The following is a 26,751-nucleotide window of genomic DNA, read 5'->3' as shown; positions in this document are numbered from 1 at the left end:
CTACGCGCGCTGCCGCTTCTCGCGGACGCGCATGTTCGTCACGATGGGCGTGCCGACGAAGCCGTAGATCTCGCGCAGGCGGCGCTGGATGAACCGGCGGTAGCCGGGGTCGAGGAACCCGGTCGTGAACAGCACGAAGGTCGGCGGGCGCGTCGACGCCTGGGTGCCGAACAGGATGCGCGGCTGCTTGCCGCCCCGCAGGGGGTGCGGGTGGGCCTGGACGAGCTCGGTGAGGAACGCGTTGAACTTGCCGGTCGGGATGCGCGTGTCCCACGACTCGAGCGCGGTCTCCAGGGCGGGCACGAGCTTCTCGAGGTGCCGGCCGGTCTTCGCGGAGATGTTCACGCGCGGCGCCCACTGCACGTGGTGCAGGTCCTGCTCGATCTCGCGCTCGAGGTAGCGGCGACGGTCGTCGTCGAGGAGGTCCCACTTGTTGTACGCGAGCACGAGCGCGCGGCCCGACTCGAGCACGAGGTCGATGATGCGCACGTCCTGTTCGGAGATCGGCTGCGAGACATCGAGGAGCACGACGGCGACCTCGGCCTTCTCGAGCGCGGCCTGCGTGCGCAGCGACGCGTAGAAGTCGGCGCCCTGCTGCAGGTGCACGCGGCGGCGGATGCCGGCGGTGTCGACGAAGCGCCACACCTTGCCGCCGAGCTCGATCTGCTCGTCGACCGGGTCGCGCGTGGTGCCGGCGAGGTCGTTGACGACGACGCGCTCCTCGCGGGCCGCCTTGTTGAGCAGGCTCGACTTGCCCACGTTCGGGCGCCCGAGGATCGCGACCCGGCGAGGGCCGCCGAACTCGTCCTTCGCGACGGCCGAAACCTGCGGAAGGACCTTGAAGACCGCTTCGAGCATGTCGGCGACGCCGCGGCCGTGCAGCGCCGAGACCGGGTACGGCTCGCCCAGGCCGAGGTTCCAGAGCGCCGCCGCCTCGGGCTCCTGGCGGGCGTCGTCGACCTTGTTCGCGACGAGGAACACGGGCTTCTTCGTCTTGCGGAGCAGCCGCACGACGTGCTCGTCGGTCGCGGTCGCGCCGACCGTGGCATCCACCACGAACAGCACGACGTCGCACAGTTCGATCGCGACCTCGGCCTGCGCCGCGACCGACGCGTCGATGCCCCGCGCGTCGGGCTCCCAACCGCCCGTGTCGACGAGCGTGAAGCGTCGGTCGAGCCACTCGCCCTTGTACGACACGCGGTCCCGGGTCACGCCGGGCGTGTCCTCGACGACGGCTTCGCGGCGCCCGAGGATGCGGTTCACGAGCGCCGACTTGCCCACGTTCGGGCGGCCCACGATCGCGATGACCGGCAGCGCCGGGAGGTAGCGGATGCCCTCCTCGCCCTCCTCGGCGTGCTCGAGCAGGTCGAGGTCCTCGTCCTCCAGGTCGTAGTCGTCGAGCCCCGACCGGAGTGCGGCGGCGCGCTGCTCGGCGAGCTCGTCGTCGACGCCCGCGAGGCGCTCGGCGAGGTCGTCGTCGGGTGCGTCGAACTCGTCGTCGCGATCGGTCATTCCAACTCCTGGGTGTCTCGGGGTCGCGCGCGGGCGCACAACCGGTCTATTCAACCAGTTCGAACCTGAGCGTCGCGGATGACCGCGAGCACGGCCTCGACGGTCTGGTCGAAGTCGAGGTCGGTCGAGTCGACCGTGACGACGCCGTCGGCGGCGTTCATGAAGTCGACGACCTTCGAGTCGGCGGCGTCGCGTGCGCGCAGCTGCGCGCCGGTCGCGGCGGCCGAGTGCCCGACGAGTTCCGCCGAGCGCCGCGCCATCCGCACCTCCTCCGACGCGGTGAGGAGGATGCGCGAGGGGGCGTCGGGCGCGACGACGGTCGTGATGTCCCGGCCCTCGACGACGATGCCGCCGCGGCGCTCGGCCGCCATGATCGCCCGGAACCGCTCGATGAGGTCGGTGCGCACCTCCGGGACGCGCGCGACGAGGCTGACGACCCCCGAGATGCCCGGTTCCCGGATCGCCCGGGTCACGTCGGTCGCCCCGACGTGGACGGCGTACCCCGTCGGGTCGGTCCCGATCCGGTAGTCGAACGAGTCGAGGCAGGCGATGACGGATGCCGCGTCCTCGGCGTCGACGCCCGAGGCGACCGTGTGCCAGGCGAGCGCCCGGTAGGCCGCGCCCGTGTCGAGGAATCCCCAGCCGAGACTGCGGGCGACCGCCTTGGACACGCTGGACTTCCCGCTGCCTGCGGGACCGTCGACGGCGACGACGAAGGGGTGGACGGGGTCGTGGTGCATGTTCATCCTGCGATCCGCCAGCCGCGTGCGGCCAGCTCGGTGGTCAGTCGGTCGGCCGCCTCGGGCACGACCTGCACTTCGGCGAGGCCGACCTGGCGGCCCGGGGAGTGCTCGAGGCGGAGGTCTTCGAGGTTGACGCCGATCTCGCCGATCTCGGCGAGCAGCCGGGCCAGCTGGCCCGGCCGGTCGTCGACCATGACGACGATCGTGGTGAAGCGCTTGTCGGTGCCGTGCTTGCCCGGGAGCCGCTCGACGCCCGTGTTCCCGCCCGTGAGTTCCTCGGCGACGCGGCGTCGGGCTCCGGGCGCGGCCGGGTCGGCGAGCGCGTCGATGAAGCGGTCGAGGTCGTCGCGGTAGGCCAGCAGGATGTCGCGCACGGGCGCCGCGTTCGCGCCGAGGATCTGCACCCACAGGTCCGGGTCGCTCGCGGCGACGCGAGTGACGTCGCGCACGCCCTGCCCGGCGAGGCCCAGCGCATCGTTCGGCGCGTCGATGAATCGCCGCGCCATGATGCTCGAGACGACCTGCGGCACGTGCGAGATGAGCGCGACCCCGCGATCGTGCGCGTCGGGGGTCATCTCGACGAGGGTCGCGCCGAGGTCGAGGATGAGGTCGTCGATCGCGCTCGCCCGCCGGTAGCTGATCTCGTCGTGCGCCGCGACGACCCACGGCCGGCCCGCGAACAGGTCGGCGCGCGCGGCGAGCGGTCCGCCGCGCTCGCGGCCCGCGAGGGGGTGCGACCCGATGTACCGCGACACGTCGGCGCCCGCGGCGACGAGGTCGGCGAGGATGCCGCCCTTCACGCTCGCGACATCAGTCACGATCGCCTCGGGGAAGGCCGCCAGTTCGGATGCCACGACCCGCGCCGTGACATCCGGCGGGACGGCGACGACCACGAGCTGGGGCGCGTCGCCGTCGGCTTCGGCGCGACCTGCGCCGAGGTCGATCGCGATCGCGACGTGCGTGGGCGAGGCATCGGCGAGGATCACGTCGATGCCGCGGGTGCGCAGGCCCAACGCCACGCTCGTGCCGAGCAGGCCCGTGCCGACGACGCGCACCGGACCGACGAGTCGTGACTCGACCATCTAGGCGTTCCCCTTCTTCCCGTCCGCGTCGGTGCTCCGACGGGCCTCGGCGTCGCGCACGATCGTGAGGAGCTTGCCGACCTCGTCACGCTCGAGTTCGCGCAGCTCGCCCGAACGGAGCGTGCCGAGGTGGAGCGGGCCGAACTGGCGCCGGACGAGTTCGACGACCGGATGCCCCACCGCGTCGAGCATACGTCGCACGATCCGGTTGCGACCCGAGTGCAGCGTGACCTCGACCATGGTGTGCCGCTGGTCGCCCGCGGCCTGCAGGATCTTCGCGCGGTCCGCGCGGATCGGGCCGTCCTCGAGGTCGACCCCGCGCTTGAGCTGCTGCAGGGTCTGCGGAGTCATCCGCCCGCCCACCTTCGCGATGTAGGTCTTCTCGACGCCGAACGACGGGTGCGAGAGCACGTGCGCGAGGTCGCCGTCGTTGGTGAGCACGAGCAGGCCGGTCGTGTCGCCGTCGAGGCGCCCGACGTTGAAGACGCGCACGTCGAGCGGGTCGGTGAAGCGCCGCAGGTCTGGCCGGCCCTGCTCGTCGCGCATCGTCGAGACCACGCCGCGCGGCTTGTTGAGCATGTAGTAGCGCTTCTCCTGGTCGAGCTGCACCGCGGTGCCGTCGACCGAGACGAGGTCGGCGAGGGGGTCGATGCGCCGGCCGAGCTCGGTCACGACCACGCCGTTCACCTCGACACGGCCGGCGACGATGAGGTCTTCCGCGACGCGGCGACTGGCGACGCCCGCCGCCGCGAGCGCCTTCTGCAGGCGCGTGCCCTGGGGCAGGTCAGACGAGGTCACGATCGAATCCCTCCTGGCCGCCGTCCAGCAGCGGCGAGATCGGCGGCAGCTCGTCGAGCGAGGAGATGCCGAGGTTGGTGAGCAGCAGGTCAGTCGTGCCGTACAGGATCGCGCCGGTCTCCTCGTCGGTGTCGACCTCGGTGACCAGGCCCCTGCCGAGCAGGGTGCGCACGACCGAGTCCACGTTGACCGCGCGGATCGAGGCAACCCCCGACCGGGAGATCGGCTGCTTGTAGGCGATGACCGCGAGCGTCTCGAGGGCCGCCTGGCTGAGCCGGGTCGAGGTCTGGGCGAGGACGGCGCTCGTGATGAGCGCGTCGTACTCGGCACGCGCGTAGAAACGCCAGCCGCCGCCGACCTCGCGCAGTTCGAAGGCGCGACGGATGCCACCGGCATCCGCCCGCTCCCCCGCGTCGGTCCGCGGCTCGCCCGAGGCCGCCCCGCCGTCGTAGTCGCCCTTCAGTCGCGCGATGGCCGCGCGCACCTCGGCGATGGGACGCGCGACCGCGGCCGCGAGGTGCACGAGGCTCTGCGGCTCGTCGGCGATGAACAGCAGAGCCTCGATCGCGCGGTCGAGATCGAGCCGGGGCTGCCCCGGAACGTCCAGGGGCGTCGCGACCGAGACCTCCTCCGCGGCATCCGCCGGTCGCGGCCGGTCGAGACCGTCGACGCCCTCGAGACCCTCGGCCCCCTCGAGACCCTCACTCGTCATAATCGGCCCCCAGGCTCTCCAGTCGGTCATCGGACCAGTCCTCGCTCGCCGCCCAGTGCAGCGTCAACTCGCCGAGCGGCTCGACCTGGTCGAAGCCGATCGCCGCGTGCCGGTACAGCTCGAGGACCGCGAGGAACCGCGCCACGACGATACCCGGTCGATCGACGCCCGCGATCAACCGGCGGAACGTCACCGGGTCGCCGCGCCGGAGCACCGCGACGACGTGCGCCGCCTGCTCCCGGATCGACACGAGCGGCGCGTGCAGGTGATCCAGTCCCACGGTCGGGATCTCGCGCGGCGTGAACGCGAGCGTCGCGAGCGCGGCGAAGTCCGCGGCATCCACCGTCCACCGCAGTTCCGGCGCCCGCTGCCGGAAGCGCTCCTCGAGCCTGACCGTGCGCGCATGCCTGAGCGATTCGACCTCGATCCGCGCGCCGAACCACGCCGCGGCCTCCTTGAACGCCCGGTACTGCAGGAGCCGGGCGAACAGCAGGTCGCGCGCCTCGAGCAGCGCGACGTCCTCGGCGTCGACGAGCTCGCCCTGCGGCAGCAGCCCCGCGACCTTCAGGTCGAGCAGCGTCGCCGCGACCACCAGGAACTCGCTGGCCCGATCGAGGTCGGCCTCGGTCTCGACGCCGCGCAGGTGGGCGATGAACTCGTCGGTCACCGCGGAGAGCGACACCTCCGTGATGTCGAGCTCGTGCTTGGCGATCAGCGAGAGCAGCAGGTCGAACGGGCCCTCGAAGTTCGACAGCGCGACCCGGAACTCGGGATCGGCGCCGGGCACGTCGGCATCGGCCGCGGCCACATCGGCCGCGACCGCGGCGGACTCGGGGGCGGCGGGCTCGGCCGCCGCAGGCGCCTCGGGGGTCGGTGCCGCCGCCGTCGGCTCAGGCGACCGCGCCACGGTCGACCAGTTCCCTGGCGAGCTGTCGGTAGGCGCGCGCCGCCGCGTGCTCGGGTGCGAACTCGGTGATCGGGGTCGCCGCGACCGTCGCGTCCGGGAATTTCACGGTCCGCGTGATCACGGTCTCGAGCACGCGGTCGCCGAAGGCGTCGACGACGCGTTCGAGCACCTCGCGCGAATGCAGGGTGCGCGCGTCGTACATGGTCGCGAGGATCCCGTCGAGCGTGATCGCCGGGTTGAGGCGGTCGCGCACCTTGTCGATCGTCTCGATGAGCAGCGCGACGCCGCGGAGCGCGAAGTACTCGCACTCGAGCGGGATGACCACGCCGTGCGCCGCCGTGAGCGCGTTGACCGTGAGCAGGCCGAGCGACGGCTGGCAGTCGATGAGGATCACGTCGTACTCGGGCGCGAGCTTGCGCAGCACGCCCGCGAGGATCTGCTCGCGCGCGACCTCGGTCACCAGGTGCACCTCGGCAGCCGACAGGTCGATGTTCGCCGGGATGACGTCGAGACCGTCGATCGCGGTGCGCTGGATCGCATCGGCCGGCGCGACGCTGCGCGAGAGCAGCAGGTCGTAGATCGTCGGCACGTCGTGGGTCTCGACGCCGAGGCCCGCCGACAGCGCGCCCTGCGGGTCGAAGTCGACGGCGAGCACGCGGCGACCGTACTCGGCGAGCGCGGCACCGAGGTTGATCGTCGTCGTGGTCTTGCCGACGCCGCCCTTCTGGTTGCAGAGGGCGATGATGCGCGCCGGACCGTGCTCGCGCAGCGGCGCGGGTTCGTCGAACTCCCGCAGCGGGCGGCCGGTGGGACCCAGGTCCGACGACTCCAGCGTGGCGGTGCCGTCCACCGGGTCGTGTTCGTAGGTCACGGTTCGGCTCTCTCCCCGTCGGTTCCGGATGCGTTCGGTCGATTCTAGCGAGCACGCGGGTGCGCGACCGTGTACATCTCGCGGAGTGTATCGGCCGTGACCAGCGTGTAGATCTGGGTCGTCGCGACCGACGCGTGCCCGAGCAGTTCCTGGACGACCCGGACGTCCGCCCCGCCGGCGAGCAGGTGCGTCGCGAACGAGTGCCGCATGGTGTGCGGTGAGACGGATGCCGCGACCTCGGCACGCGACGCGGCATCCTGCAGCACCTGCCACACGGCCTGTCGCGACATCCGACGGCCGCGGACGCCGAGGAACAGGGCGGGCGTCGCGCTCCCCCGGGCCGAGAGCACGGGGCGCGATCGCACGAGGTACGCGCCGAGGGCGTCCTGGGCGTAGGAACCGACGGGCACGATGCGCTGGGTTCCGCCCTTGCCGAAGAGCCGCACCACGTCCCGGTCGACGAGGTCGTCGACGTTGAGCGCGGTCGCCTCGGAGACGCGCGCACCCGTCGCGTACAGCAGCTCGAGCAGCGCGACGTCGCGGAGCGCGATGACCTCATCGCCGATCCGGGCCGCGTCGATGATCGCGGTGACCTGTTCGACCGGGATCGCCTTGGGCAGCCGCACGGGCAGCTTCGGCGGGCGCAGGTCGCGCGACGGGTCGGCGGCCGTGCGACCCTCCTCGGCGAGGAAGCGGTGCAGGCCGCGCACCGCGGAGAGCACGCGCGCGATCGAGGAGACCGCCAGCGGCGGCATCCGCTCGGCGCCGAGGAAGTGCACGAACGCGGCCAGGTCCTGGGGGCCGACCCGCTCGGGCTCGCCGAGCCCCGCGGCCTCCAGCCAGTCGAGGTAGATCGCGAGGTCGCGCCGGTACGAGGCGAGGGTGTTGCGCGCAAGCCCGCGCTCCACGGTCAGGTGCCGCAGGTACTCCTCGACCCCGCGCGAGGTCATCCGCCGGCCGGTCGCAGGCCTGGGTGGGCCGGCCACGGCGTGTCCGCGGCCGCGAGGCTCGCCCAGCCCCGCGCGCGGGACGCTGCGGCGGCGAGGACGCCGACCGCGAGCGACGGGTTGCCGACGCGGCGTGCCAGGACCGCGTCGACGCACTCGTCGAGCGGGACCCAGCGCACGAGCATGTCGGCCTCCTCGTCTTCCCGGTCGTGGACGTCGGGCGCCGCCGCGAGTCCGCGGGCGAGGTAGATGCGGATCGCCTCGTCGCTGCCGCCGGGCGTCGTGAAGTAGTCCGCGAGCACCGCCCAGTCGGATGCCACGAGGTCGGCCTCCTCGGCGAGCTCGCGCCGCGCGGCCTCGACGGGCGGTTCGCCGTCGACGTCGAGCAGGCCCGCCGGGATCTCCCACTCGCGGGCGCGAACGGGGTGCCGGTACTGCCGGATCAGGAGCACCCGGTCGTCCTCGTCGAGCGCGAGGACCGCGACCGCTCCGGGGTGGTCGACGTACTCGCGGACGATCGACGCCCCGCGCGGACCGTACTCGAACTCGTCGCGGCGCACGTCCCAGACGCGCCCTTCGAACACGCGCTCACGCTCGCGGACCGGGAGGTCGACGTACTCGTCGGCGGGCGGCTCGGCCGACCCGCCGACGGGCGCGGTCATCTCAGGCTTCCTCGACGTCGTCGAACAGCAGGCTGGACTGGTGCCGTTCGAGTGCGGCGGCGACGAGCCCGCGGAACAGCGGGTGCGCGTCGTTCGGGCGGCTGCGCAGCTCCGGGTGGGCCTGCGTGGCGACGTAGAACGGATGCACGTCGCGGGGCAGTTCGACGAACTCGACGAGCGAGCGGTCCGGCGACAGGCCCGAGAACACCAGGCCGGCGTCGGCGATGCGGTCGCGGTAGGCGTTGTTGACCTCGTAGCGGTGCCGGTGGCGTTCGCTGATGAGTTCGGCGTCGTAGAGCTCGGCGACGATGGAGCCCTCCGAGAGGGCCGCCGGGTACAGCCCGAGGCGCATGGTGCCGCCCAGGTCGCCGCCAGCGATGATCTCGACCTGTTCCTCCATGGTCGCGATGACCGGGAACTCGGTGTCCTCGTCGAACTCGCTCGAGGACGCGCCGGGCATGCCGGCGACGTTGCGGGAGTACTCGATGACCATGCACTGCAGGCCGAGGCACAGCCCGAGCGTCGGGATGCCGTTCTCGCGGGCGAAGTGCAGGGCGCCGAGCTTGCCCTCGATGCCGCGCACCCCGAACCCGCCGGGTACGCAGATGCCGTCGAGGTGGGAGAGCTTCTCCTTCGCGCCCTCGGGGGTGCGGCACTCGTCGGAGGGGATCCACTCGATCTTCACGCGCGAGTCGTTGGCGAAGCCGCCGGCGCGCAGCGCCTCGGTCACCGAGAGGTAGGCGTCGGGCAGGTCGATGTACTTGCCGACGAGGCCGATCGTGAGCTCGTGCGCCGGGTCGTGCACGACGCGGAGCAGGTCGGACCAGGCCGACCAGTCGACGTCGTCGGCCTTCGCGTCGAGTCCGAGGGCGTCGATGAGGTAGGTGTCGAGGCCCTGGTCGTGCAGCATCGTCGGGATGTCGTAGATCGAGGGCACGTCGACGGCGTTCACGACGGCCGCTTCATCGACGTCGCACATGAGCGCGATCTTGCGCTTGTTCGACTCGGTGACGGGACGGTCGCTGCGCAGCACGAGCGCGTCGGGCTGGATGCCGATCGAGCGCAGCGCCGCGACGGAGTGCTGGGTGGGCTTGGTCTTCTGCTCGCCGGATGCGCCCATGAAGGGCACGAGGGAGACGTGGACGAAGAAGACGTTCCCCCGGCCGAGTTCGTGGCGCACCTGACGTGCCGACTCGATGAACGGCTGCGACTCGATGTCGCCGACCGTGCCGCCGATCTCGGTGATGATCACGTCGGGCTTGGGCGTCTCGGAGGCCTGGAGGCGCATGCGGCGCTTGATCTCGTCGGTGATGTGCGGGATGACCTGCACGGTGTCGCCGAGGTACTCACCGCGGCGCTCTTTGGCGATGACGGTCGAGTAGATCTGGCCGGTCGTGACGTTGGCGGCCTGCGACAGGTCGATGTCGAGGAAGCGCTCGTAGTGCCCGATGTCGAGGTCGGTCTCGGCGCCGTCGTCGGTGACGAACACCTCGCCGTGCTGGAACGGGTTCATCGTCCCCGGGTCGACGTTCAGGTACGGGTCGAGCTTCTGCATCACCACCCGGAGGCCCCGGGCCGTGAGCAGGTTGCCGAGGCTCGCAGCCGTCAGCCCCTTGCCCAGCGAGGAAACGACACCGCCGGTCACGAAGATGTGCTTGGTCACACGATCGGTGACGTCCGCATCCGTGCGTCGAGTGTTCGAAAGGTCTGCTCCGCGATCATCCACCACGGGCTTATAGCCTATCCGACTCGAGGCTGGGACGGAGCCGAATGCCGCGTGTCGGCCTCACCCGGCCCCAGACGGGCCTCACGCGGCATCCCGTTCGGCGATCTCGAGCAGTTCGCGCGCGTGTGCGAGCCCGGACTCGGAATCGGCGAGCCCCGAGAGCAGTCGCGCCATCTCGGCCTCGCGTTCGACGCCGTCGAGCTGTCGCACGCTCGAGGCCGTCACCCGCCCGTCGGTGCCCTTGACGACGCTGAGGTGGTTGCCCGCGAACGCGGCGACCTGCGCGAGGTGGGTGACGACGATCACCTGGGAGCGTTCCGCCAGCCGCGCGAGCCGCCGTCCGATCTCGATCGCGGCCGCGCCGCCGACCCCCGCGTCGACCTCGTCAAACACGAACGTCGGAACGGGGTCGGTGCCCGCGATCACGACCTCGATCGCGAGCATGACCCGCGAGAGCTCTCCGCCGGAGGCGCCCTTCGAGACCGAGCGCGGTTCGGCGCCCTGATGGGGCCGAAGCAGGATCGCGACCTGGTCGCGCCCGTGAGCGGATGCCTCGGCGACCGGTTCGACGACGACGCTGAGTTCGGCGTCGGGCATCGCGAGGGCGCCCAGTTCGGCCGTGACCGCCGATGCGAGCCGTGCTGCGGCGTCGGTGCGGAGCCCGGTGACGCGCGTGGCGAGTTCGTCGACCCGGGCTTCGTGCACGGCGACGCGCGCTTCCAGTTCGGCGATGCGGTCGTCGTCGCCGTCGAGTTCGACCAGGCGGAGCCCGCCGTCGGTGCGGAACGCGACGGCGCCCTCGAGTGAGCCGTGGCGCCGCGCGAGGCCGGCGAGCACGGCACGGCGTTGCTGCACCGTCTCGAGTTCCGCGGCGCCGTCGGCGTCGAGACCGGCGAGGTACCCGGAGAGTTCGGTCGCGGCGTCGGCGAGCGCGAACCCGGCGTTCGCGATCGACTCGGCGATCGGCGCGAGGCCCGCGTCGTGCGCGACGACGCGTTCGACATGCCGGCGCGCGGCCTCGACGAGCGTGATCGCGTCGGGTGTGTCCTCGCCGGCGACCTCGGCCGACACGAGTTCGCGCGCCTGCGCTGCCGCGAGGCGCAACTCCTCGAGGTTCGTCAGGCGGTCGGCGCGCTCCTGCAGCGCGGCATCCTCGCCCGGCTGCGGATCGGCCTCCTCGAGCTCGTCGAGCGCGGTGCGCAGCTCCTCCGCCTCGCGCAGCCGCTCGTCGTGGTGCTCGCGCAGGGTGCGCAGTTCGTCGGCGTCGGCACGCCAGGCGCGGAACGCCGCACGATAGTCGGCGAGCACCGCCGCGAGATCGGCGCCCGCGAACCGGTCGAGCGCGTCGCGCTGCGCGGTCGCCGAACGCAGCCGCTGCTGGTCGGCCTGGCCGTGGACGACGACGAGGTGATCGGCGAGTTCGGCGAGCACGCCCACGGGCGCGCTCCGCCCGCCGACGATCGCGCGACTGCGCCCCTCCGAGGAGACCGATCGGCCGAGCAGCAGTTCGCCCGCGTCGATCTCGCCGCCGGCGTCGGCCACCCGCTCGGCGACCGGCTCGGCGTCGGCCAGCAGCCACCGCCCCTCGACCCACGCCTGCTTGGCCCCCGAGCGCACCGTCCCGGCATCCGCCCGGGCGCCGAGCAGCAGGCCGAGCGCGGTCACGACCATCGTCTTGCCCGCACCGGTCTCACCCGTGACGGCGGTGAACCCCGGGCCGAGCGGCAGCGTGGCCTCGGCGATCACCCCGAGGTCGCGGATTCCGAGTTCCTCAATCACCGGCGACCGGCCCCTTCCATCCCGTCACGGGCAGCTGGAACTTGTTCACGAGCCGATCGGTGAACGGCGCCTGGTGCAGTCGGGCGAGCCGCACCGGCACGTCGGATCGGCGGACGATGACGCGAGCGCCCGGGGGCAGCTCGAACATCCGCCTTCCGTCGCACCAGAGCACCGCGGTCGTCTCGGTCCGCTGCAGCACTTCGACCGCGAGTGACGAGTCCGGCCCCACGACGAGCGGCCGGGCGAAGAGCGCGTGCGCGCTCAGCGGGACGAGCAGGAGCGCCTCGACCGCCGGCCAGACGACGGGCCCGCCCGCCGAGAACGAGTACGCGGTCGATCCGGTCGGCGTGGACATGACCACGCCGTCGCACCCGAACGACGAGAGCGGGCGCCGATCGACCTCGATGAGGACCTCGATCATGCGCTCGCGTTCGGCCTTCTCGACGCTGGCCTCGTTGAGCGCCCACCCCTCGTAGACGACCTCGTCGCCGACCTTCGCACGCACCGAGAGCGTCATGCGCTCCTCGACGGTGTAGTCACGTGCGAGGGCGCGCCCGACCGTGTACCCGAGGTCGTCGCGCTCGCTCTCCGCGAGGAAGCCGACATGGCCGAGGTTCACGCCGAGCAGCGGCACCGGGGCGTCGCGCGTGAGCTCGGCCGCGCGCAGGATCGTGCCGTCGCCGCCGAGCACGATGACCAGTTCGATCGCCGACGCCTCGACTCGCTCGAACCGCTCGACGAGTCCGTCGAGTTCGGGCAGCGCCGTCATCACGTCGCGCCACTGCTCATCGGCGACGACCGGAACGGCTCCGGCCGCCACGAGCTGCCCGCACACATCGGCGGTCGCCTCGAGCGCCGACGCCCGACCGGTGTGGGAGACCACGAGGAAGTACCGCGCTTCGCTCACGCCGTGATGCCTCCCGTCGCTTCTCGGACCCGACCCGACCATTCTGACGGATCGCCGCCGCGCGACGGGCTCAGCAGCACCAGGACCTCGCGGTTGCCGTGCGTGCCGGCGATTGGGGAGGACAGCACCCCAGCCGTCCGGAGTCCGAGGTCGTGGGCGGACCACAGCACCTGCATGACGGCGTCACCACGCGCCGCGGGGTCGCGCACGACGCCCTCCCGCGTTCCGCTGCGCCCGACCTCGAACTGCGGCTTGACGAGGAGCACGAACTCGGCGGCGGGGTCGGCCGCCGCCCGGAGCGCCGGCAGCACGGTCGTCAGCGAGATGAACGAGAGGTCGGCGGTGACCAGGCCCGGCCGTTCGTCGACTCCGGTCAGTTCGGCCAGGGACGGGGCGTCGAGGTGGCGGACGTTGCACCCCTCGACGAGCACCAGCCCCGGGAGCCCGTGCAGCTCGGGGGCGAGCTGCCCGTGGCCCACGTCGATCGCGAGCACCCGCCGGGCGCCGCGCTCGAGCAGCACCTGCGTGAAGCCACCGGTCGACGCCCCCGCGTCGAGGACGACGCGATCCACCGGATCGACCTCGAATGCGTCGAGTGCCGCGATGAGCTTGTGCGCCGCCCGGCTGACGTAGTGATCTGCGGCCGCGACCTCGATCACGTCGGCGTCGTCGACCTTGTGCGACGGCTTGACGACGGGCCGCCCGTCGACGCGGACGGCACCGTCGGCGATGAGCGCGGCCGCGTGCGTGCGCGATCGCGCGAGTCCGCGTGCGGCCAGCGCCGCATCGAGTCGCTGCTGCGCCACGGGCTCAGCCCGCGGCACGCGCGGGGTCGGAGCGCTCGAGTTCGCGTCGCAGCCGCTCCGCCAGCGCATCGAACCTCGCGGCACGCTCCTCGAGCGGCGCCGCATCGATCGACTCGAGCGCGTCGGCGGCCGACGCCGCGAGATCGTGCTCCATCGGCTCGTCGACGTCGAGGTCTCCTGTGCTCACGCCCTCAACGCTACCCGGTGCCGCCGACACGGGCGGCGACACGCGGTGCGCACCGCGCGGCGCCGCGAATCGCTCAGCGGTACAGCCGCTCGGGCACGTCGAGGGCGTGGATCGCGGTGCCGCACTCCCAGATCGCGACGCACGCGGCACGGAGCAGGTCGATCCCCTCGCCCTCGCGTTCCACGACGACGCGACGGCCGTCGACCCGGACCTCGGCACGCCCGACGCGAACGGCGCCGCGGCGCCGTTCGACCTCGGGGTACGGCTCGTGCAGCCCGCGGAGGTCGGTCACGATGAAGTCCGGCCGGCTCGCGGCATCCGCTGCCAGCGCCTGCTTGGCGCGATCGATCCCGGTCAGCACCAGCAGCGACGAGATCCCGGCGCGATTCGCCCCGCGGATGTCGGTGTCGAGCCGGTCGCCGACCATGAGCGGGTTCGCGGCGCCGAATCGCTCGCGCGCCTCCTCGAAGATCGGCGCCTCGGGCTTGCCCGCCACCTCCGGGAAGCGACCCGCGGCCGTGTGCACCGCGGAGACCAGCGTGCCGTTGCCGGGCGCGACGCCGCGTTCGACGGGGATGGTCCAGTCCATGTTCGTCGCGATCCACGGGATGCCGCCGGGCTCGCCCGGCCCGCCGTGCGCGTTGAGCGCGAACGCGGCCTCGGCCAGTTCCCGCCATCCGACGTCCGGATGGAATCCCTGCACGACCGCGTCCGGCGCGTCGTCGGCCGACCGGGTCACCCGGTATCCGCGGCGTTCGAGTTCGGTGACGATGCCGTCGCCGCCGACGACGAGCACGAGCGCCCCCGGCCGAGCGGATGCCGCGAGCAGCCGCATCGCCGCCTGCGGCGAGGTCACGACGTCGCGTGCGACCGGCTTCAGCCCGAGGGCGGTGAGGTGGGCGGCGACCTGCTCGTCGCTGCGCGAGGCGTTGTTCGTGAGGTACGCGACCGGTACCGATCCGGCGACCCGGTTCAGGCTCTCGACGGCGTGCGGGATCGCGTGCGGTCCCGCATAGACCACGCCGTCGAGGTCGGCGAACACGGCGTCGACCCCGTCGAGCGGCGTCGCGCCGTTCCGGCGCGACGCGAACAACGGACTCATGCCGGCTCGGCGCCGGCCTGGTCGCCGTCGAGGTGGGCGGTCTCGGCGAGGATCTCCGCGACCTCGGGCTCGATGGCATCGGCCGGGTCGGATTCCTCGACCGCGTCGACGGAATCGGCCGGTGCGCCGGCGGAATCCTCCGACGGCGCATCCTCGGTCGGCTCGTCCTCGGTCGGCTCGGCTCCGGTCGGTTCGCCATCAGGCTCGGCGCCCGGCTCGGAGGACCCGGTCGGGGGCGCGGCCGGCGCGTCGACCGCGACGGGCTCCTCGTCGTCCTCGAGCGAGAACACCTCGATGAAGTCCGGACGGGCGCCTTCCAGCGCGGCCTCGGCGCGCTCGGTGAGCGACCGCCACCGCGCCGCGTCGTCCGCGCGTCCGAGTTCCTCGAGCACCTCCGCATACGCGGCGAACAGCGCCGGGCTGTAGGAGAACGCGCGGTCGGGGTCGAGCTGCGCGATCTCGAGTTCGGTCAGCGCGAGTTCGGGCTGACCGAGGTCGAGTCGTGCACCCGACATCGCGATCGCGAGCGCGACCTGGACCTGCACGGGCACCGCGGACCGGTCCACCGAACGTCCGAGTTCGAGCGCCCGGTCGGACCTGCCGACGCCGCGCTCGCTGTCGACCATGAGGGCGATCTGGTCGTCGTTGCCGGACAGGCGCCGGTACGTGCGCAGTTCGCGCAGGGCGAGGGCGAAGTCACCCGTCGCGTACGCGGTGATCGCGAGCGTCTCGCGCACGACGGCGACGCGACCTGCGCGGCGCGACGCCGACAGCGCGTGCCGGTGCGCGAGTGCCGGGTCGTCCTCGAGGGCCTCGGCTGCCGCGACGAGGTGACGTGCGACCCAATCCGCGTTCTCCTTCGAGAGCGTCTTCAGCTCGGATCTCGCCGCGCGGTCGAGGTCTCGTGGCTGGATCCGGTCGGCGACGACCGGGTCGTCGTGGCGCGGGCGGAGCGCGAGTTCGGCGGCCCCGTGCCCGGCCTCGCGGGGCGCGCGCTCGTGCGGTGCCCGGTCCCGGTCTCGTCCACGGTCGAACCCGCGCTGCGCGGGCCGTCCTGCGACGCGACCGCCGCCCTGGCGCGGCTCGCGCGGGCCCGCGGGCCCGTCGGTGTGGCGCCCGCCGTGACCCCGGCGGTCGTCGCGCGCACCGTACCCGCGCTCGTCGTCCCTCCGTGGCCGATACGGGCGCTCCCCGCCCGGACGGTCGCCGGAGGTGCGCTCGCGATAGGGACGCTCGCCCTGCCTGCGATCGTCCTGGCGCCGGTCGCCATGCCTGCGGTCGCCGTAGGGACGGTCGCCCTGCTGCCCGCGGTCGCTCGAGGGGCGGCCCTGCTGTCGGTCGAAGCCGCGATCGCGCCCGTACGAGCGGTCGCCGTCCCGACGATCCCCCTCGCGACGCTCCCCGCGCCCCCCGTCGCGGCGCTGGCCGTACGGCTGGCGTTCGTCCGAACGCTGCCCGTACGACCGACCGCCCGCGCGCGCCTGCCCGGCCGACCGATCGCCGTCACGACGCGGCCCGGACTCCCGGTTCCCGTCGCGACGCTGCCCGGTGGACCGGTCTCCGTCACGACGCTCACCAGAGCCACGCTGCCCGGACGGCCGCCCGCCGTCGCGACGATCACCTCCGGACTTGCGGTCGCCACCGCGACCGGTGCCCTCCGTGTGCCCTGGACGATCGCCGCGACGTGCGTCTCGACGGTCACCGCCCTGTTCGTTCCGGCGCTCGCCCGGTTCGTGCGTGGAGTCGCTCACGGTGTACCTGTCGTCCTGTCTGGGAGCCCTGTGGACTCAACCGTACTCGCGGTGCAGTCGAGCGACCGCGTCAACGAAGAATGGCCACCCTCCGGCGTTCGCAATTGAACGCGGTGGGTGGCCACTCTGCAATGTGTGTCCGGCGGTGTCCTACTCTCCCACAGGGTCGCCCCTGCAGTACCATCGGCGCTGCGAGTCTTAGCTTCCGGGTTCGGAATGTGTCCGGGCGTTTCCCTCGCGCTATGGCCGCCGAAACTCTAGAACCAACATGCTCCCCGACCCGTCACCCCCGGCTGTGTGCGGGGTGGGTGGGGTGTTGGTGGTCTCGGTCCCCCGGGTGTCCCGCCGGCCGTCCCGTGAGGGCGGTTGGTGGGGTGGGGGTGTCGCTGTGTTGTTATGTGTGTGTTTCCGTCTGAAGGGAACCACAGAGTGGACGCGAGTCACCTTGGCCACACACCACCGCCTTGAAACGTGGTGTGTGTAGTGATTATCAAGTTATCGGCATATTAGTACCAGTCAGCTGCACACCTTGCGGTGCTTCCACATCTGGCCTATCAACCCAGTCGTCTGGCTGGGAGCCTCTCCCCCCGAAGGGGATGGAAATCTCATCTCGAGGCCGGCTTCCCGCTTAGATGCTTTCAGCGGTTATCCATCCCGAACGTAGCTAACCAGCGGTGCTCCTGGCGGAACAACTGGCACACCAGAGGTTCGTCCAACCCGGTCCTCTCGTACTAGGGTCAGATCCTCTCAAATTTCCTGCGCGCGCAGAGGATAGGGACCGAACTGTCTCACGACGTTCTAAACCCAGCTCGCGTACCGCTTTAATGGGCGAACAGCCCAACCCTTGGGACCTACTCCAGCCCCAGGATGCGACGAGCCGACATCGAGGTGCCAAACCATGCCGTCGATATGGACTCTTGGGCAAGATCAGCCTGTTATCCCCGAGGTACCTTTTATCCGTTGAGCGACAGCGCTTCCACAAGCCACTGCCGGATCACTAGTCCCGACTTTCGTCCCTGCTCGACCTGTCAGTCTCACAGTCAAGCTCCCTTGTGCACTTACACTCGCCACCTGATTGCCAACCAGGTTGAGGGAACCTTTGGGCGCCTCCGTTACTCTTTGGGAGGCAACCGCCCCAGTTAAACTACCCACCAGGCACTGTCCCTGAACCGGATCACGGTTCGAAGTTAGATATCCAGAGTGACCAGAGTGGTATTTCAACAATGACTCCACGAACACTGGCGTGCCCGCTTCACAGTCTCCCACCTATCCTACACAAGCCACACCGAACACCAATACCAAGCTGTAGTAAAGGTCACGGGGTCTTTCCGTCCTTCTGCGCGTAACGAGCATCTTTACTCGTAATGCAATTTCGCCGAGTTCGCGGTTGAGACAGCTGGGAAGTCGTTACGCCATTCGTGCAGGTCGGAACTTACCCGACAAGGAATTTCGCTACCTTAGGATGGTTATAGTTACCACCGCCGTTTACTGGGGCTTAACTTCTCAGCTTCGCACCGAAGTGCTAACCGTTCCGCTTAACCTTCCAGCACCGGGCAGGCGTCAGTCCGTATACATCGTCTTGCGACTTGGCACGGACCTGTGTTTTTAGTAAACAGTCGCTTCCCACTGGTCTCTGCGGCCTTCAACGCTTCCCCCAGCAAGTGGGTTCACGTATCCGGCCCCCCTTCTCCCGAAGTTACGGGGGCATTTTGCCGAGTTCCTTAACCACGATTCTCTCGATCTCCTCGGTATTCTCTACCTGACCACCTGAGTCGGTTTGGGGTACGGGCGGCTGGAACCTCGCGTCGATGCTTTTCTCGGCAGCATAGGATCACCCACTTTTCATCCGCATCACGTCTCAGCCTTGTGTGACTCCCGGATTTGCCTAGGAGTCGGCCTACACGCTTGCCCCGGGACAACCATCGCCCGGGCTGGGCTACCTTCCTGCGTCACACCTGTTATCACGCTCACTCCACCAGACGGGGTCGCATGCCGCCACACGATCGCCCCCGAAGGGGTCCACGTGTCTTGGGATGCTTAGCACTCCTGGTCTCGTGTGGGCGGTTCTTCGCCGGTACGGGAATATCAACCCGTTGTCCATCGACTACGCCTGTCGGCCTCGCCTTAGGTCCCGACTTACCCAGGGCAGATTAGCTTGACCCTGGAACCCTTGGTCTTCCGGAGGACGGGTTTCTCACCCGTCTTTCGCTACTCATGCCTGCATTCTCACTCGTGTGCCGTCCACGGCTGGTTTCCACCGCCGCTTCACTCGGCACACGACGCTCTCCTACCCATCACCACGACTGGACCACGAAGGCCTATCGATATGCGGTAATGCCACGACTTCGGTGGCGTGCTTGAGCCCCGTTACATTGTCGGCGCGGAATCACTTGACCAGTGAGCTATTACGCACTCTTTCAAGGGTGGCTGCTTCTAAGCCAACCTCCTGGTTGTCTGTGCAACTCCACATCCTTTCCCACTTAGCACGCGCTTAGGGACCTTAGTCGGTGGTCTGGGTTGTTTCCCTCTCGACGATGAAGCTTATCCCCCACCGTCTCACTGCTGCGCTCTCACTTACCGGCATTCGGAGTTTGGCTGACGTCAGTAACCTGTTGAGGCCCATCGGCCATCCAGTAGCTCTACCTCCGGCAAGAAACACGCAACGCTGCACCTAAATGCATTTCGGAGAGAACCAGCTATCACGAAGTTTGATTGGCCTTTCACCCCTATCCACAGCTCATCCCCTCAGTTTTCAACCTAAGTGGGTTCGGTCCTCCACGACGTCTTACCGTCGCTTCAACCTGGCCATGGATAGATCACTTCGCTTCGGGTCTAGAACCTGCGACTCAAACGCCCTATTCAGACTCGCTTTCGCTACGGCTACCCCACACGGGTTAACCTCGCCACAGATCACTAACTCGCAGGCTCATTCTTCAAAAGGCACGCCGTCACCCCAACAAAGGAGGCTCCGACGGTTTGTAAGCAAACGGTTTCAGGTACTCTTTCACTCCCCTCCCGGGGTACTTTTCACCTTTCCCTCACGGTACTTGTCCGCTATCGGTCATCTGGGAGTATTTAGGCTTATCAGGTGGTCCTGACAGATTCACACGGGATTTCTCGGGCCCCGTGCTACTTGGGATCCCTCTCCGGCCGGCCGGGCATTTCAGCTACGGGACTCACACCCACTCTGGTCCGGCATTCAAACCGGTTCGCCTATACCCGACGCGTCACCGTGGTCGACCGGCAGATCGACCCGAAAGGTCCCACAACCCCGACCATGCAACCCCTGCCGGGTATCACACATGACCGGTTTAGCCTCATCCGCTTTCGCTCGCCACTACTCACGGAATCACGGTTGTTTTCTCTTCCTGTGGGTACTGAGATGTTTCACTTCCCCACGTTCCCTCTACCCGCCCTATACATTCAGGCGGGAGTCACCAGGTCACCCGAAGGGCCTGGCGGGGTTTCCCCATTCGGAAATCCTCGGATCACGGCTCGTTTATCAACTCCCCGAGGCTTATCGCAGATTACGACGTCCTTCTTCGGCTCCAGATGCCAAGGCATCCACCGTTTGCTCTTAGAAACTTGAAAATCACATGAGTTCGATCAAAATTGACCAGTGAATACGCCAAACAGCCACCCCGAAAGGCAGCCACCTGACGACTCACCTTTGTGACCCAACATCCCGAAGGACATTGAATCTAAGATGCTCGCGTCCACTATGTAGTTCTCAACAGACGGACAGAACCCCCACCCCCACCAGCAACCGCCGGCTTCGATGAAGGCCTGAACAGGGAAACCATCCCCGACCACAGGGCACCCGAAGACACCCAAGGCCATGTCCGGTCCCTCAGGACCCAACAGCGTGCACGCACCCAACCCGACAACCCCGGTCGTTCCAACCACCCCGAAGAGCGGCGTACTGAACCAGAACCATCAGCCTGGACGCCTATGTCAATGTTCCACCCACGAGCACCCAGCAGACACGTTCGGTCTGATCTGGGACTCCTGGAACCAGAAACCTGGTCCAGTGCTCCTTAGAAAGGAGGTGATCCAGCCGCACCTTCCGGTACGGCTACCTTGTTACGACTTAGTCCTAATCACCGATCCCACCTTCGACGGCTCCCTCCACAAGGGTTAGGCCACCGGCTTCGGGTGTTACCGACTTTCATGACTTGACGGGCGGTGTGTACAAGGCCCGGGAACGTATTCACCGCAGCGTTGCTGATCTGCGATTACTAGCGACTCCGACTTCATGAGGTCGAGTTGCAGACCTCAATCCGAACTGAGACCGGCTTTTTGGGATTCGCTCCGCCTTACGACATCGCAGCCCTTTGTACCGGCCATTGTAGCATGCGTGAAGCCCAAGACATAAGGGGCATGATGATTTGACGTCATCCCCACCTTCCTCCGAGTTGACCCCGGCAGTCTCACATGAGTCCCCACCATAACGTGCTGGCAACATGCGACGAGGGTTGCGCTCGTTGCGGGACTTAACCCAACATCTCACGACACGAGCTGACGACAACCATGCACCACCTGTAACCGAGTGTCCAAAGAGTTCCACATTTCTGCGGCGTTCTCGGTCATGTCAAGCCTTGGTAAGGTTCTTCGCGTTGCATCGAATTAATCCGCATGCTCCGCCGCTTGTGCGGGCCCCCGTCAATTCCTTTGAGTTTTAGCCTTGCGGCCGTACTCCCCAGGCGGGGCGCTTAATGCGTTAGCTACGACACGGAAACCGTGGAAAGGTCCCCACATCTAGCGCCCAACGTTTACGGCGTGGACTACCAGGGTATCTAATCCTGTTCGCTCCCCACGCTTTCGCTCCTCAGCGTCAGTAAGTGCCCAGAGACCTGCCTTCGCCATCGGTGTTCCTCCTGATATCTGCGCATTCCACCGCTACACCAGGAATTCCAGTCTCCCCTACACCACTCAAGTTTGCCCGTACCCACTGCAGGCCCGAGGTTGAGCCTCGGGATTTCACAGCAGACGCGACAAACCGCCTACGAGCTCTTTACGCCCAATAATTCCGGACAACGCTCGGACCCTACGTATTACCGCGGCTGCTGGCACGTAGTTAGCCGGTCCTTTTTCTCCAGGTACCGTCAAGCCCGAAGGCCCTTCTTCCCTGACAAAAGCGGTTTACAACCCGAAGGCCGTCATCCCGCACGCGGCGTTGCTGCATCAGGCTTGCGCCCATTGTGCAATATTCCCCACTGCTGCCTCCCGTAGGAGTCTGGGCCGTGTCTCAGTCCCAGTGTGGCCGGTCACCCTCTCAGGCCGGCTACCCGTCGACGCCTTGGTGAGCCATTACCTCACCAACAAGCTGATAGGCCGCGAGTCCATCCCCAACCGAAAAACTTTCCACCAAACCCCATGCGGGGAAAGGTCATATCCGGTATTAGACGTCGTTTCCAACGCTTATCCCAGAGTCAGGGGCAGGTTACTCACGTGTTACTCACCCGTTCGCCACTAATCCACCCAGCAAGCTGGGCCTCATCGTTCGACTTGCATGTGTTAAGCACGCCGCCAGCGTTCGTCCTGAGCCAGGATCAAACTCTCCAAAAAAAATGGTTCCCAACACCCCGAAAGGCGTCAGGGAGTTCAAATCACTGACAGAGAAACAACTGACTTACAAAAATCAAATTGTCCATCAATCAAAGGAAACCCATCCCCTCCCGAAAGAGGAAACACGGGATTCAAAAATTGGCATTGAACATAGTGCACGCTGTTGAGTTCTCAAGGAACGGACGCACCCGGACCTCGACCCGCTCGTCGCGAGTCGATCATCCGAAGCGATGTTCGTCTTTCCGCCGGTGATCCCGTGGGACCGCTCCGGAAGCTTCGAACCCTCGGATCAGATCTGATCGGGGGTTCGGGATCGTGCCGCTTGAGGAGGAGGAGCTGCTCGCGTCCTCTGCTCCTTTGGGGCAACGAATGAATACTCTACGGAGTTCAGGGGGCTGCCGCAACTCGCGGCCGCATCCCGGGCGTGTCGCCGATCACGACGCCCATTCGGCCCGGTCCGCGCCCCAGGGACGGGCGGGTGCTCGCCACCGCACCGGCCCCATGGGAGACGCGATCGCGGGCACGGCGAGGCGCTGACTGCCGGCCTCTCCGACGAGCGTCATCGCGAGCGCGCTGCGCCGCGCATCGTCGAGTCCCCGGCGCGCCGTCGCGAGCCCGCGTGGCATGCCGAGCAGTTCGGCGGCCGTCCTCCGCAGCGACATCCGCGCGATCCAGGAGCCGCCGCGGACGGCACGATGCTCGAGTGCGGTCGTCACCGAGGCCGCGAGCAGGTACCCGGTCGCGTGGTCGAGCGCCTGCGCCGGCAGCGCTCCCGGCGCATCGGGTCCTCCTTCGACCAGCGCGATCCCCGACTGCGCCTGCACGAGGCTGTCGAAGCCGCCCCGCTCCCGTGCGGCACCCTCGGTGCCCCACGCCGACAGCTGCGCGACCACGAGTCCCTGGTACCGGGCGGTGAGGTCGTCCGGGTCCAGGCCGAGCCGGCCGAGCGCCGCCGGCCGGTACCCGAGCACGACGACGTCGGCTCCCTCGAGCAGGGCCCGCAGCCGGGCGGCATCCGCTTCTCGCCCGAGGTCGAGCAGGGCGCTGCGCTTGCCCGGGCCGCCCTCGAGGTGCTGCCAGCCGAGCTCGGCCGGCTCGGGCGGATCGATCCGCAGCACCTCGGCACCGAGCAGTGCGAGGGTGCGGGTCGCCACCGGGCCGGCGATCACCCGGGTGAGGTCGAGCACGCGCACCCCCTCGAGCGGCCGATCCGGCGCGCCGCGCGCAGGACCCGGCCGTGGCGCGGCATCCGTCGATCGGGTCAGGTCGACCAGCGGATGCTCCCGCAGGTGCGCATCCGCGGCGGGGTCCTCCTCGGCGACGACCACGCACATGCCACCGGCCGCCGTCACGGCCTCGGCGAGCTCGTCGGCATCCCGACCCGCGACGGCCGCATCGACGACCTCCGGCCGGGCCTCGGCGCTGCCGAGCCCGAGCACGCGGCGCAGCGCCGCAGCGTGATGCGGGTAGTTGCCGTGCGTGCGCACCCAGCCGTCGCGGGCGCGCCGGAACCCCGAGAGCGGCGACCACACGTCGGGCGCGACGCCGTCCAGGCGCGCCACGCGCTCGCTCTGGAACGCCGCGGCGACGCGGTCGCCGTCGAGGCGGATCGAGTCGGCGGCCGCGGTGCGCGCCCAGGCCGCGAGGCTCGCGGCGGCGACGGATGCCACGGCGAGACCCGACACGTCCAGCCGCGCCGGCAGCGGGGCTGCGGGAAGGGACCCGAGCGCGCCGAGCTCCGCGGTGTCGCGTCCGAGTTCGGCCCAGACGCGCGCGAGCAGCCCGTCGGCCGCCGACTCGCGCGTCATCGTCGCCCTATCGGACGAACACGCCCGCGAGCGTCTTCTTGCCGCGGCGCAGGACCGCCATGCCGCCGCCCGCCGTGCGATCGCCGATCGTCGCGGCATCGTCGTCGACGCGGGCGTTGTCGATCGACACCCCGCCCTGCGCGATCGCCCTCCTGGCATCGCTCAGGCTCGAGACGAGTCCGGTGTCGACCAGCAGTTGCACGACCGTGGCATCCGCCGTGGTCTCGGTGTGGGGAAGCTCGCGCAATGCCGCTTCGAGCGTCGCGTGGTCGAGGCCCTCGAGTTCGCCGCGGCCGAAGAGCGCCTCGGATGCCGCGATGACGGCGGCCGTGGCATCCGGACCGTGCACGAGCGTCGTGACCTCGTGCGCGAGGACCTTCTGCGCCTCGCGCCGGAACGGCTCGTCGGCGACCCTGGCCGCGAGTTCCTCGATGCGCTCGCGGCCGAGGAACGTGAACACCTTGAGGCGAGCGATCACGTCGGCGTCGTCGGTGTTGAGCCAGAACTGGTAGAAGCGGTAGGGGCTGCACATGTCGGCATCGAGCCAGATGGCGTTGCCCTCGCTCTTGCCGAACTTCGTGCCGTCGGAGTTCGTGATCAGCGGCGTGCCGATCGCGTGCACGTGCCGGCCCTCGACGCGGTGGATCAGGTCGGTGCCGCTCGTGAGGTTGCCCCACTGGTCGCTGCCGCCGGTCTGCAGCACGCAGTCGTAGTGACGGAAGAGCTCGAGGTAGTCGAAGCCCTGCAGGATCTGGTAGCTGAACTCGGTGTAGCTGATACCGGCGTCGGAGTTCAGGCGCGACGCGACGGCATCCTTCTTCAGCATCGTGCCGACGCGGTAGTGCTTGCCGACGTCGCGCAGGAAGTCGATCGCCGAGAGACCGGCGGTCCAATCGAGGTTGTTGACCATGCGGACGGCGTTCTCGCCCTCGGCGGAGAGGAAGCGCCTGACCTGCGTCTCGAGGCGGCCGACCCAGTCGGCGACCGTCTCCTTCGTGTTCAGGGTGCGCTCCGCGGTCGGGCGGGGGTCGCCGATGAGGCCCGTCGAGCCGCCGACGAGCCCGAGCGGCCGGTGACCGGCCAGCTGGATGCGGCGGAGCGTGAGGATCTGCACGAGATTGCCGAGGTGCAGGCTCGGCGCGGTCGGGTCGAACCCGCAGTAGTACGTGATCGGCTCGCCCGCGAGCAGTTCCTTCAGGGACGCCTCGTCGGTCGACACGTGGACGAGCCCGCGCCAGCGGAGCTCCTCCCAGACGTCGTCGAACGAGGGGTCGTTCTGCTGGGTTGCGAGGATGGCGGGGTCGGACACGCCTGCAAGGCTAGCAGCGGCGATCGGCGGATCCGGGTTCCGCGCGGCATCCTTGAATCACTTGATTGAAGTCTCTAGACTTGATCATGTCGATCGAAGGTTGAACCCTTCAGTGAGGAGCGTGTGCCGTGTACGTCATCACCGCCGACCAGGTCGACAGCCGGACCGACGTCGACCGATCCGCATCCACGCGCGACCGCCTGCAGCGCCGGTTCGGCGACCGCCTCCGACTGCCCGTCGACCAGACCGCCGGCGACGAACTGCAGCTGCTCACCGCCGACGCCGAGTGCGCGATCGACGTGGTACTCGACCTCGCGCGCGACGGCCACTGGAGCATCGGTCTCGGCGTCGGCGAGGTCCGCGAGCCGCTCCCCGACGCGGTGCGACTCGCCAGCGGCACCGCGTTCTTCGCCGCGCGCGACGCCGTGGAGGCGGCCAAGCGCGCCGACGCGAGGTTCGCGCTGCGCGCGGGCGAGGCGACCGGCCCGGTGAACCCGCCGCCGGACGCGGCATCCACCCCGGCCCCGGCCCGATCCCCGTCGCTCGAACCCGCCGAGGTCGAGGCGCTCGTGCGCCTGCTGCTGCTGATCCGGGCCCGGCGCACCCCCCAGGGGTGGGAGGCCGTCGACCTCGTGCGCGACGGCGGAAGCCAGAAGGATGCCGCGGCCCGCCTGGGCATCTCCGACGCCGCGGTGAGCCAGCGCCTGAAGACCGCGCTCTGGGCCGCGGAGGCCGACGCGCACCCGACGCTCGTGCGCCTCGTCGCGGACCTCGGCTCCCGCTTCGATGCCGGCGGATCGGCGGGATCCGACACGGGGCACCCGGCGGAGCCCGACGACGGTGGTGCTCGGTAGGCTCGACCCCGCCGCCGACCCGAACCCCGGCTGCAGCGGAGGAGCCCGTGAACGTCGTCGCAGCGATGTCCGCCATCGGATGGTCCGTGATCCTCGGCGCCCTCGCCGCCGCGGCCGTCCTGTCCGTCATGGCGTACCTGAGGCCCCGTCCCGTCCTGCTCTGGTCGGCCGCGGGCGCGCTCGGCCTGGCGATCGTCGCCGCATCGACCGTCCCCGAGCACGTCCCACCGGTCGCGGCCCCGCTCGCGGGACTGCTCGCGATGGTCACCGCCGTCCTCGGCGGCAGCCCGGCCGCGGCGACCGCGCTCCGGCTCGCGATGGGCACGAGCACGCCCGCCGGCATCCACGGCGGAATCATGGTCGACGTCCGCTCCGACGCACCCCCGGTGCCGGGCGTCGCCCCCGCGCGACGCGAGGTGCTGCGCGGCGGGCTCACGATCGGCATCCTCGAACGGCTCGCGGCGGCGGGAACGATCCTCGCGGGCTTCCCCGAGGGGCTCGCGATCGTGGTCGCGGTCAAGGGCGTCGGCCGGTTCACCGAACTCGAGGCGCCCGAGGCGCGCGAGCGCTTCATCATCGGCACGTTCGCGAGCCTGGTCTGGGCGTGCGCGGCAGCGCTCGCCGTGCACCTCGCGGTGCGCTGAGCGAATCGGCAGGCCGGGGTCGAGCGGATGCCCCGGGGCGTCGCCCCTCCCGTCGGTGCACCGGTCCGTGCACCGT

The 26,751-nt window shown here is 69.5% G+C and carries 20 protein-coding genes and 3 rRNA genes; 2 read left to right on the top strand and 21 right to left on the bottom strand.

Annotation, left to right across the window (positions count from 1 at the left end):
* From der to tyrS, 21 genes are all read right to left on the bottom strand, one after another.
* On the bottom strand, nucleotides 1-1,512 hold the full coding sequence (der, locus tag DSM26151_RS06265; RefSeq protein ID WP_234661547.1) for a ribosome biogenesis GTPase Der: 1,512 nt from the start codon (nucleotides 1,510-1,512) through the stop codon (nucleotides 1-3).
* A gap of 50 nt (nucleotides 1,513-1,562) precedes the next feature.
* A complete protein-coding gene (gene cmk, locus DSM26151_RS06260; RefSeq protein ID WP_407651020.1) occupies nucleotides 1,563-2,258 on the bottom strand; it encodes a (d)CMP kinase in 696 nt (231 codons plus the stop codon).
* Nucleotides 2,255-3,337, bottom strand: a complete 1,083-nt coding sequence (locus tag DSM26151_RS06255) for a prephenate dehydrogenase (protein WP_234661546.1) — start codon at nucleotides 3,335-3,337, stop codon at nucleotides 2,255-2,257. The genes cmk and DSM26151_RS06255 overlap by 4 nt, the downstream gene beginning before the upstream one ends.
* The gene (locus DSM26151_RS06250) at nucleotides 3,338-4,135 is read right to left on the bottom strand and encodes a pseudouridine synthase (protein ID WP_234661545.1); all 798 of its coding nucleotides are present in this window, start codon (nucleotides 4,133-4,135) and stop codon (nucleotides 3,338-3,340) included.
* A complete protein-coding gene (gene scpB / locus DSM26151_RS06245; protein ID WP_234661544.1) occupies nucleotides 4,122-4,847 on the bottom strand; it encodes an SMC-Scp complex subunit ScpB in 726 nt (241 codons plus the stop codon). The genes DSM26151_RS06250 and scpB overlap by 14 nt, the downstream gene beginning before the upstream one ends.
* Entirely contained in the window at nucleotides 4,837-5,754 is a 918-nt protein-coding gene (locus DSM26151_RS06240) for a segregation and condensation protein A (RefSeq protein ID WP_407651019.1), read from the bottom strand. The genes scpB and DSM26151_RS06240 overlap by 11 nt, the downstream gene beginning before the upstream one ends.
* Nucleotides 5,738-6,625, bottom strand: coding sequence for a ParA family protein (locus DSM26151_RS06235; RefSeq protein WP_234661543.1), 888 nt, complete (start codon nucleotides 6,623-6,625; stop codon nucleotides 5,738-5,740). Before DSM26151_RS06235 ends, DSM26151_RS06240 begins: the two co-directional genes overlap by 17 nt.
* A gap of 44 nt (nucleotides 6,626-6,669) precedes the next feature.
* Nucleotides 6,670-7,575, bottom strand: coding sequence for a site-specific tyrosine recombinase XerD (locus DSM26151_RS06230; RefSeq protein ID WP_234661542.1), 906 nt, complete (start codon nucleotides 7,573-7,575; stop codon nucleotides 6,670-6,672).
* Nucleotides 7,572-8,234, bottom strand: coding sequence for an NUDIX domain-containing protein (locus DSM26151_RS06225; protein ID WP_234661541.1), 663 nt, complete (start codon nucleotides 8,232-8,234; stop codon nucleotides 7,572-7,574). The genes DSM26151_RS06230 and DSM26151_RS06225 overlap by 4 nt, the downstream gene beginning before the upstream one ends.
* A 1-nt stretch (nucleotide 8,235) precedes the next feature.
* Nucleotides 8,236-9,897, bottom strand: coding sequence for a CTP synthase (locus tag DSM26151_RS06220; protein WP_234661816.1), 1,662 nt, complete (start codon nucleotides 9,895-9,897; stop codon nucleotides 8,236-8,238).
* A gap of 144 nt (nucleotides 9,898-10,041) precedes the next feature.
* Entirely contained in the window at nucleotides 10,042-11,739 is a 1,698-nt protein-coding gene (gene recN / locus DSM26151_RS06215) for a DNA repair protein RecN (RefSeq protein ID WP_234661540.1), read from the bottom strand.
* Nucleotides 11,732-12,688: an NAD kinase gene (locus DSM26151_RS06210; RefSeq protein WP_407651018.1), complete on the bottom strand. Its 957-nt coding sequence runs from the start codon at nucleotides 12,686-12,688 to the stop codon at nucleotides 11,732-11,734. The genes recN and DSM26151_RS06210 overlap by 8 nt, the downstream gene beginning before the upstream one ends.
* On the bottom strand, nucleotides 12,643-13,452 hold the full coding sequence (locus DSM26151_RS06205; RefSeq protein ID WP_234661538.1) for a TlyA family RNA methyltransferase: 810 nt from the start codon (nucleotides 13,450-13,452) through the stop codon (nucleotides 12,643-12,645). The genes DSM26151_RS06210 and DSM26151_RS06205 overlap by 46 nt, the downstream gene beginning before the upstream one ends.
* A gap of 4 nt (nucleotides 13,453-13,456) precedes the next feature.
* Complete coding sequence (locus DSM26151_RS06200) at nucleotides 13,457-13,639, bottom strand: hypothetical protein (protein ID WP_234661537.1); 183 nt, start codon at nucleotides 13,637-13,639, stop codon at nucleotides 13,457-13,459.
* Between the two features lie 73 nt (nucleotides 13,640-13,712).
* A complete protein-coding gene (locus DSM26151_RS06195; protein WP_234661536.1) occupies nucleotides 13,713-14,741 on the bottom strand; it encodes an HAD-IIA family hydrolase in 1,029 nt (342 codons plus the stop codon).
* Entirely contained in the window at nucleotides 14,738-16,492 is a 1,755-nt protein-coding gene (locus DSM26151_RS06190; RefSeq protein ID WP_234661535.1) for a primosomal protein, read from the bottom strand. The genes DSM26151_RS06195 and DSM26151_RS06190 overlap by 4 nt, the downstream gene beginning before the upstream one ends.
* A 137-nt stretch (nucleotides 16,493-16,629) precedes the next feature.
* Nucleotides 16,630-16,746 (bottom strand): 5S ribosomal RNA (rrf, locus tag DSM26151_RS06185).
* Between the two features lie 232 nt (nucleotides 16,747-16,978).
* Nucleotides 16,979-20,083 (bottom strand): 23S ribosomal RNA (locus DSM26151_RS06180).
* 450 nt (nucleotides 20,084-20,533) lie between these two features.
* A 16S ribosomal RNA gene (locus DSM26151_RS06175) occupies nucleotides 20,534-22,060 on the bottom strand.
* Together the 16S, 23S and 5S rRNA genes form the textbook arrangement of a ribosomal RNA operon.
* 434 nt (nucleotides 22,061-22,494) lie before the next feature.
* The gene (locus DSM26151_RS06170) at nucleotides 22,495-23,868 is read right to left on the bottom strand and encodes a CoA transferase (protein ID WP_234661534.1); all 1,374 of its coding nucleotides are present in this window, start codon (nucleotides 23,866-23,868) and stop codon (nucleotides 22,495-22,497) included.
* A 7-nt stretch (nucleotides 23,869-23,875) separates the two neighbouring features.
* On the bottom strand, nucleotides 23,876-25,177 hold the full coding sequence (gene tyrS / locus DSM26151_RS06165) for a tyrosine--tRNA ligase (RefSeq protein ID WP_234661533.1): 1,302 nt from the start codon (nucleotides 25,175-25,177) through the stop codon (nucleotides 23,876-23,878).
* A gap of 128 nt (nucleotides 25,178-25,305) precedes the next feature.
* On the opposite strand from tyrS, the gene DSM26151_RS06160 reads away from it, so the two are divergent.
* Both DSM26151_RS06160 and DSM26151_RS06155 read left to right on the top strand, forming a co-directional pair.
* On the top strand, nucleotides 25,306-26,031 hold the full coding sequence (locus DSM26151_RS06160) for a DNA-binding protein (RefSeq protein WP_234661532.1): 726 nt from the start codon (nucleotides 25,306-25,308) through the stop codon (nucleotides 26,029-26,031).
* 47 nt (nucleotides 26,032-26,078) lie between these two features.
* Nucleotides 26,079-26,675 (top strand): hypothetical protein, encoded by a 597-nt coding sequence (locus tag DSM26151_RS06155; RefSeq protein ID WP_234661531.1) that lies wholly within the window; start codon nucleotides 26,079-26,081, stop codon nucleotides 26,673-26,675.
* Nucleotides 26,676-26,751 lie beyond the last annotated feature (76 nt).

Origin of the sequence: Agromyces marinus, assembly GCF_021442325.1 — a bacterium.
GTDB lineage: Bacteria > Actinomycetota > Actinomycetes > Actinomycetales > Microbacteriaceae > Agromyces > Agromyces marinus.
The sequence above is the reverse complement of the archived record's forward strand: the minus strand, read 5'-3'. Positions and strand labels throughout refer to the sequence as shown.

Excerpts from the sequence above, each read along its gene's own strand:
- der (WP_234661547.1), bottom strand. The coding sequence starts at position 1,512 with ATGACCGATCGCGACGACGAGTTCGACGCACCCGACGACGACCTCGCC.
- cmk (WP_407651020.1), bottom strand. The coding sequence starts at position 2,258 with ATGAACATGCACCACGACCCCGTCCACCCCTTCGTCGTCGCCGTCGAC.
- DSM26151_RS06255 (WP_234661546.1), bottom strand. The coding sequence starts at position 3,337 with ATGGTCGAGTCACGACTCGTCGGTCCGGTGCGCGTCGTCGGCACGGGC.
- scpB (WP_234661544.1), bottom strand. The coding sequence starts at position 4,847 with ATGACGAGTGAGGGTCTCGAGGGGGCCGAGGGTCTCGAGGGCGTCGAC.
- DSM26151_RS06230 (WP_234661542.1), bottom strand. The coding sequence starts at position 7,575 with ATGACCTCGCGCGGGGTCGAGGAGTACCTGCGGCACCTGACCGTGGAG.
- DSM26151_RS06225 (WP_234661541.1), bottom strand. The coding sequence starts at position 8,234 with ATGACCGCGCCCGTCGGCGGGTCGGCCGAGCCGCCCGCCGACGAGTAC.
- DSM26151_RS06210 (WP_407651018.1), bottom strand. The coding sequence starts at position 12,688 with ATGGTCGGGTCGGGTCCGAGAAGCGACGGGAGGCATCACGGCGTGAGC.
- DSM26151_RS06195 (WP_234661536.1), bottom strand. The coding sequence starts at position 14,741 with ATGAGTCCGTTGTTCGCGTCGCGCCGGAACGGCGCGACGCCGCTCGAC.
- DSM26151_RS06170 (WP_234661534.1), bottom strand. The coding sequence starts at position 23,868 with ATGACGCGCGAGTCGGCGGCCGACGGGCTGCTCGCGCGCGTCTGGGCC.